This is a genomic window from Acinetobacter sp. NIPH 1852, from assembly GCF_022549455.1.
Taxonomy (GTDB): Bacteria; Pseudomonadota; Gammaproteobacteria; order Pseudomonadales; family Moraxellaceae; genus Acinetobacter.
Genome location: NZ_JAKZGG010000027.1, coordinates 23,337 through 29,476 on the forward strand (window position 1 = coordinate 23,337; position 6,140 = coordinate 29,476).

Genomic DNA, 6,140 nt, shown 5'->3' on the forward strand with positions numbered 1-6,140 from the left:
ATTGATTAATATGAACTTTTTTCGACTTTAAACGTTGTGTTGGTGTACTTAAACCGAACCCAGTATTCAGGACCAATCAAACTGTATTTTAAAGTGGTAAGACGCATACCAATGTAGTTCTGATTTGTATCGTAAAAATTGGATTCTATACCATAAACCAAAGGCTCTACCCCTGAGTTCATGCAGGTAATATCACTCCACGCAACACTGGTTTTACCTTCTCGGAATACAAAAGGTTCAACATCTGTATAGAGCTGAGATTCCGCAAAAGGAGTAAAGTCGGTATCTTCACGTGCTATAAAAAATATGAGCCGAATACTCCTAAAACCTCGAATAGTCGTTTCCTGCTTCGACAAAATACCTAGAGTGTGATTCTCAGCATTGTTAGCCCAGACTGCTTCGATAATTTTACCTGACGTGGCACGCAGCATATCCTCAACAGTCACAGGACTAAATGTTTTCTGATCCATTGAAAAATCATCAACATTCATAAACTCAGCAGAAACAAGCAATGAATGAACCTGAAACATTGAATTGTTACATAAGACAGCTTCTTCAAAACGATTATAAGCCTTTCTAGAATTGCCAAATGAAGAATCCCAGTGATTTTTCAAGCTCATAAAATCTCGTGTTTTAGATCTCACTTTTAGATCCTGACAGAACCCATCAACAACTGCTTCAAACTGTTGATACAATCCAAGTGGAAAGTCAATGAGTCTGTGCTTGTACAGTAAATCAACCATCAGCTTTATTTCAGGTCTGATGATCACATCTGAAAATTTACCTGTCAGGAAAGGATTAGTCGGAATATCCTGAATAATCTTGAGTAAATTAACACCCTTGGGCGTTAGATAAACATGAGGCACCAGATAGTCGTAAGTTGGTTGTTTGGAGATAATCTTAAAAGTCTTATTTTCAGTAATCATGAGATACAACTTCAGATAATCATCCAAGCCAACAGGAGGGCGATTATTGGGTATATAGCCAATAAAAGGCTGGATATACGCTTGAGTGATATGGTGAGTACTGAGTAGAGATGCATAGGATTCGTCAGGCTGTAATCTAATCATGCTTCATCTCCCGCAAAGGCATTGAGTTCTAGGTGGTTTTTTCTCGGACGACCACGAGTCTGTGGTTTTAAAGGCTGACTAATCTGGAAACGTCGTCCATTTTTCATGTTGCTGAAAATGAATAACTGGCTGGTTTTACAGAGATAATCAAAGCCATCTTCAAGCCACTTTCTTTTCTGCGATTGGTTGTATTCAATCGTGCCTAAAAAACAGTTTTCATAAGTATGCTTCCGCATATTACAGATGTAGGCATAACCTTGATCATTGGTCACTTTTTTCCAAAGCTTTTCAATACCTTGTGCGAGGCTAATGTCTTCCTGATTTTTATTCCCATTGAAAAACCAGAATGTATGCAGATGGAATCCACGTCTTGGCGTATATTCAAAACGAAAAATATAACCGATGGCTTGTTTCAACACAGGATTATGCCGCTTGTTTTCTAATAGTTGTTCAACACACTTTTTAAATGCATCAAAATCATTTTTAGATAAACAATCTTCAGCTTTGAAACAGGTTTGCAGTAATGTTTCAGTTTTATGCTTGAGATATAAATCAAGTCGAACAACGACTACACGCGAATACCGTTCAATTAAAGAGTTGAACATTTCGATCATTCGAGACTTATTTTTTTTCAGATTCTTCCGCTCATCGTAAACTTTGCGTCTGATGTTCGGGCGACGAAAAAAGGCACGAATTAATCCAATAAACTTATTTATTGCATTAATGTACGGGAGCAAATTCTCCTTTAGACTGGAAGATAGAGGTGTGCCATTACGTAGAAGATCTAATTCATCCTCTGACATCTGGCTTAGTGCATAATCAAATGCCTGAATATCAAGACCCTTTATAATGTCTGAAAGCGTAGAATAGTTTATAAGTTCTGCAATATCAGAAGGTAAATTACTCATTTGAGCAGGGTGTTTGACGGCAAAGCCATAGCGACCATTCGATAGTATTTTCGTTTCAGTTGTGACTTCAGGGAAGTTACGTTTTTTGAACTGTTTGACCAGTTTAGCTTTCCCTATAGCAGGAGCTAGGATGTTATCCTGTGAATTTACTAAAAAGGTTGTTTTATAACCATCGTTGACTGGAGTAATTTGCAGTTCGGTTTCAAATTGCTGGAGCCATTGGTCATGTGTTCCCATATGTCGACCAGCATTTACATTTATAATGCGCATATAAATTAAACTCGATTTAAAGTTAAAAGCGCAACTGTGATCAGTATTCTGGGTATAAGCATCCAATGGATACTGTTTAGCGCAGTATCCATGATGGGATGTAAGTTGGTTAAGTTAACTTAGGATGAGTTTTAGTCATATTTACTACACCAGTACGTCTATACACCAACAACCTATATGGTCATATGAGTATTGATGTATCTGAATACTTTAAAACTACTGATCATCTATAAATAGATAGAATATTCTTTGATTTATAGATATAGAGTAATAGTAAATATATAAGACCGTAATTCATTGAAAATTAAAATGATAGCCTAACCATACTTATAATTTCAGAATGCATTGCACAGCTGCATTATGTTTTGAATTTACAAGTACAGCGTTAGCTCTCAGTATTCCCTTGATTACGTGTTGAAATTTTACTTTCAATCCACGCTTCAACTTCAGAGAGTAGCCACCGTGAGGCATTGTTAAGCTTCAACGGGCGGGGAAAATTAGGGTCGTAGCGTTTAGACCGTCGGTTGAGTCGGTCATAAATGGATGACCGAGATAAACCGATCAGTTTAATCAGCTCATGTAGACGCAGCATTTGTACTGTATTTTGGAGAGTAGACATTTAGATTTCCTTCTATAGCGTTGGGTCAATCAGGAAGGTGTTGAACCAATGATTAGAAGGTACATAAATGTAATTGCATTTGGAGCAGGAAGTGCGTGGAGCCAATATATTTCTCAGTGTGAAATGATGAACTTAATCATTTAAAAGGTTTTTCAACGATTGATAGATTTCATGATTCTTTTTGAGCATCCTTTTAGTATCACCAATAAAATTTCTTTTAGGCTGAGTAGTTGGATGCTCCTGAGTCTGAAAACCTTTCTGCTTTTTAGCAGATTTATTCCGAGTGGCTTTTGTTTTAAGTTCAGTTAGGGTATCTGTGTCATGGATAGATGCAGTAGGAGTAAATAAGTACGGGTCATAAACAGGCTCACTGCTTATAGTTCCTGTTGACGAATTTGTCAGATTTCGCACAATGTGCTTTTGCAGTTGCATTTTAAAATTGAGCTGTTGGTGTTTTTTATCCTGTTTGTCTTCTAATATTTGTATTATTTGAGGTGTAAATTTAGTTTTAATCTTAGCAATAATCTTAACCTGTTGTTTTCTGTTTAATATTTTTGTCTGATATTTTTTAATGTAAGTTCGTAAAAGTTTGTCAATATTTCCTTGTTGTTTTATATATATATTTTCTTTTCGATCATACATTTGCATTAAAATCTCACGTACATATGCTGTCGCTTTTTTGTCCAGATACTCCATAAGCTGTTCAAACAGTATTATTTTTTTGGGTTTCAGGAACTGGATCTTTGAATTGTGTTGGCGTATAGCAAACTTATTTTTTAATGGACCAATGAATCGAAATGAAAGAAAAGACAATTCCTTGAGCGTATTCTGATCCTGTCTTGAAAAATTTAACGCATTCCAAAGTAACACATGATCATATTCGTATTTCTTGATAAATTCTTCAACAAAGTCGAGATAAGCTTTTTCTTTGATTTCATCAGGTTCTTGTGAAAGATAGCTGAGTTGAATTTTATCGATCGTGTTTTGAAAGCTTTCAGGTAATAAGTCGACTACGTAACAATCACGATGTTTTGAGTATTGCTGGAGTAAGCTTTTATAAATAATTTTTGCTTGCGTATGATTTTTAGTTTCGATGGAGGAACGATAGCTTTTTATGTCTGAAATGATTTCATGATAATGTTTAGGCAAATATTCAAAATCCAGTTTCTCAGCTATATCACCACCTTTTTTACAAAGCACTTTATCTTTACAAATCTCACAAGGAACTTCATCATTATCTTTTGGACAAGAAATAGGTTTTTTGACAGTATCCCTACATAACCTTTTTACTCGATCTTCATCTGATTCTTTAAACATACCTTGATCATGTAATATGTAGATTGCTGTTTTAAGAATTTTGTCATGAATAAGTTTGAAGAAATTTAAAGGTGTAGCAGCTTGAATTTGATAAAAAGATTGGCAAAGTAAACTTTTATCAAATATCGTATACTTGAGTTTGACTAAGTTTAGAGGATCTAGTTTTATTTGATTATGTATCTTTGAGCGGAATTCTAAACTAGAATAAATTTTTTCAAATATATACTGTTCCAAATCATTTACAATTTTGATTTGGTCATCAAAAGAGAGATTTTCAGAACGTTCTTCTACGGTGTCCATTATTTCCTTACACTCAATATTTTGATTGAACATTATTGTAAATTTTAGTCTTTATGCCCTGATCCAAAGTGTACATACTTATGCGTTATTTCAGTACGGAGTTTTGGGTAATTATTAACTATATCATCAATATACACGAATAAAATATTCTGTAAATATACAGGGGGAGTTGTAGTTGAACGGGCAATTTTATTGTGTGATTTTTCAATAAATACTAATAGTAATTTACAACAAAACTCAGCCCAGTCAGCCATTAATCCTTTACGTTTTTCTAGATAAGCCCCACGTAAATAAGCTGCTTCGACTTCATCAGGTAGCTTATGTGCCAGTACGTGCTCACAAACTTCTCTAGGGTAATCTGTTTTGTCTGCTGACCAGTCCCGGAAAGTAGAGCGGAAACCATGTGTCGTGATCACTCTGTTTTGTTTAGGATCAATATAGCCTAATTGATTTTCTTTAAACTTTTGTTCGTGCATCCGTTTAATTAATGTTGTTAAGGACATATCAGAAAGCATTTCACCAGTACGTGGGGCAGGGAAAATGAAATCTTGTGCTTGAGTATGATCTTGGATTGATTCAAGCAAATTAATTGCCTGTTGAGACAATGGTACACGATGTTCCTTTTCTGCTTTCATCCGCTCTTTGGGAATGATCCAAACCTTATTCTTAAAATCAATTTCCTGCCATTTAGCTCCGAAAATTTCACCAGAACGACAAGCAGTTAAAATTGCAAATTCCAGAGCTTTAGGCGAAATCCCTTTTTTCTGTCTTAGGTGCTGAATAAATTCAGAGACTTGTTCATAAGGCAGAGATGGGTGAGGGCGTGATTCCTGTTTCAAGTTACCCAGTATAGGCTCAAGATTACCTTTCCATTCGGCAGGGTTGTCACCCTCAAAATATCCCATAGCCTTAGCATAATCAAAAATAGTTTCTATCCGCCCACGAATACGTTTAGCTGTTTCGTTCTTTTCATTCCAGATAGGTCTAAGAACTTCGGCAATATCGACTTTAGTAATTGTACTAATACTAATATCACCTAGAGTTGGGTAGATATAGGTTTCTAATGTAGATGTCCACTGTCCAATATGCTTTTCATTTTTAAGTTCACGGGTTTTATTTGCTATAACAACTTTTGCACACTCAATGAATGTTTTGTCACGTAGTTTCTGGATATGTAGTTTTGTAAGTTGTTCCTGTTTATGTGCAATTGGATCAACGCCATTTCGAATTTGTATTCTTAATTCTGTTGCTTTAGCACGGGCTTCAGCTAAAGAAACTTCAGGGTAGGGACCAATACCAATATCACGGCGATGGGGTTTTAACTTTCCATTTTTATCCAGACGTTTACCTACTACCGCACGCAAAATCCAGACACGAGAATTGCCTTCTATATTCAAGCAAAGACCATCAACACCCCCTACAGAATGTCGCCCAGTCTTCTTAATTTTTGCTACACTGAGAGCAGATAGCTCTTTAGATTTCTTTGGCATGTTCTAACTTACCCCACAACCTACCCCTCATAAAATACTGGAAATGGTAGGATTAGGCAAGACGGCTTAGGATAATAAAAATAATAAATATTTGAAAAATATATGTTTATAATATTATCTTGGATTGCTTAGGACTACTGTTAGACGGACACCGCTTCCGCCAAAT

Annotated in this window: 5 protein-coding genes; all 5 read right to left on the bottom strand. The window is 35.7% G+C overall.

Annotated elements, in window-relative coordinates:
• Positions 1-5 precede the first annotated feature (5 nt).
• Positions 6-1,070: a hypothetical protein gene (locus tag MMO38_RS15775; RefSeq protein WP_241324116.1), complete on the bottom strand. Its 1,065-nt coding sequence runs from the start codon at positions 1,068-1,070 to the stop codon at positions 6-8.
• Positions 1,067-2,314, bottom strand: a complete 1,248-nt coding sequence (locus MMO38_RS15780) for an inovirus-type Gp2 protein (protein WP_241324117.1) — start codon at positions 2,312-2,314, stop codon at positions 1,067-1,069. The genes MMO38_RS15775 and MMO38_RS15780 overlap by 4 nt, the downstream gene beginning before the upstream one ends.
• A 319-nt stretch (positions 2,315-2,633) precedes the next feature.
• Positions 2,634-2,867: an AlpA family phage regulatory protein gene (locus tag MMO38_RS15785; RefSeq protein WP_241324118.1), complete on the bottom strand. Its 234-nt coding sequence runs from the start codon at positions 2,865-2,867 to the stop codon at positions 2,634-2,636.
• Between the two features lie 132 nt (positions 2,868-2,999).
• A complete protein-coding gene (locus MMO38_RS15790) occupies positions 3,000-4,484 on the bottom strand; it encodes a hypothetical protein (RefSeq protein WP_241324119.1) in 1,485 nt (494 codons plus the stop codon).
• Between the two features lie 44 nt (positions 4,485-4,528).
• Entirely contained in the window at positions 4,529-5,974 is a 1,446-nt protein-coding gene (locus tag MMO38_RS15795) for a site-specific integrase (protein WP_004669053.1), read from the bottom strand.
• Positions 5,975-6,140 lie beyond the last annotated feature (166 nt).

Bases quoted from the DNA above. Each gene is read 5' to 3' on its own strand.
- MMO38_RS15775 (WP_241324116.1), bottom strand. From the start codon at position 1,070: ATGATTAGATTACAGCCTGACGAATCCTATGCATCTCTACTCAGTACT.
- MMO38_RS15785 (WP_241324118.1), bottom strand. From the start codon at position 2,867: ATGTCTACTCTCCAAAATACAGTACAAATGCTGCGTCTACATGAGCTG.
- MMO38_RS15790 (WP_241324119.1), bottom strand. From the start codon at position 4,484: ATGGACACCGTAGAAGAACGTTCTGAAAATCTCTCTTTTGATGACCAA.
- MMO38_RS15795 (WP_004669053.1), bottom strand. From the start codon at position 5,974: ATGCCAAAGAAATCTAAAGAGCTATCTGCTCTCAGTGTAGCAAAAATT.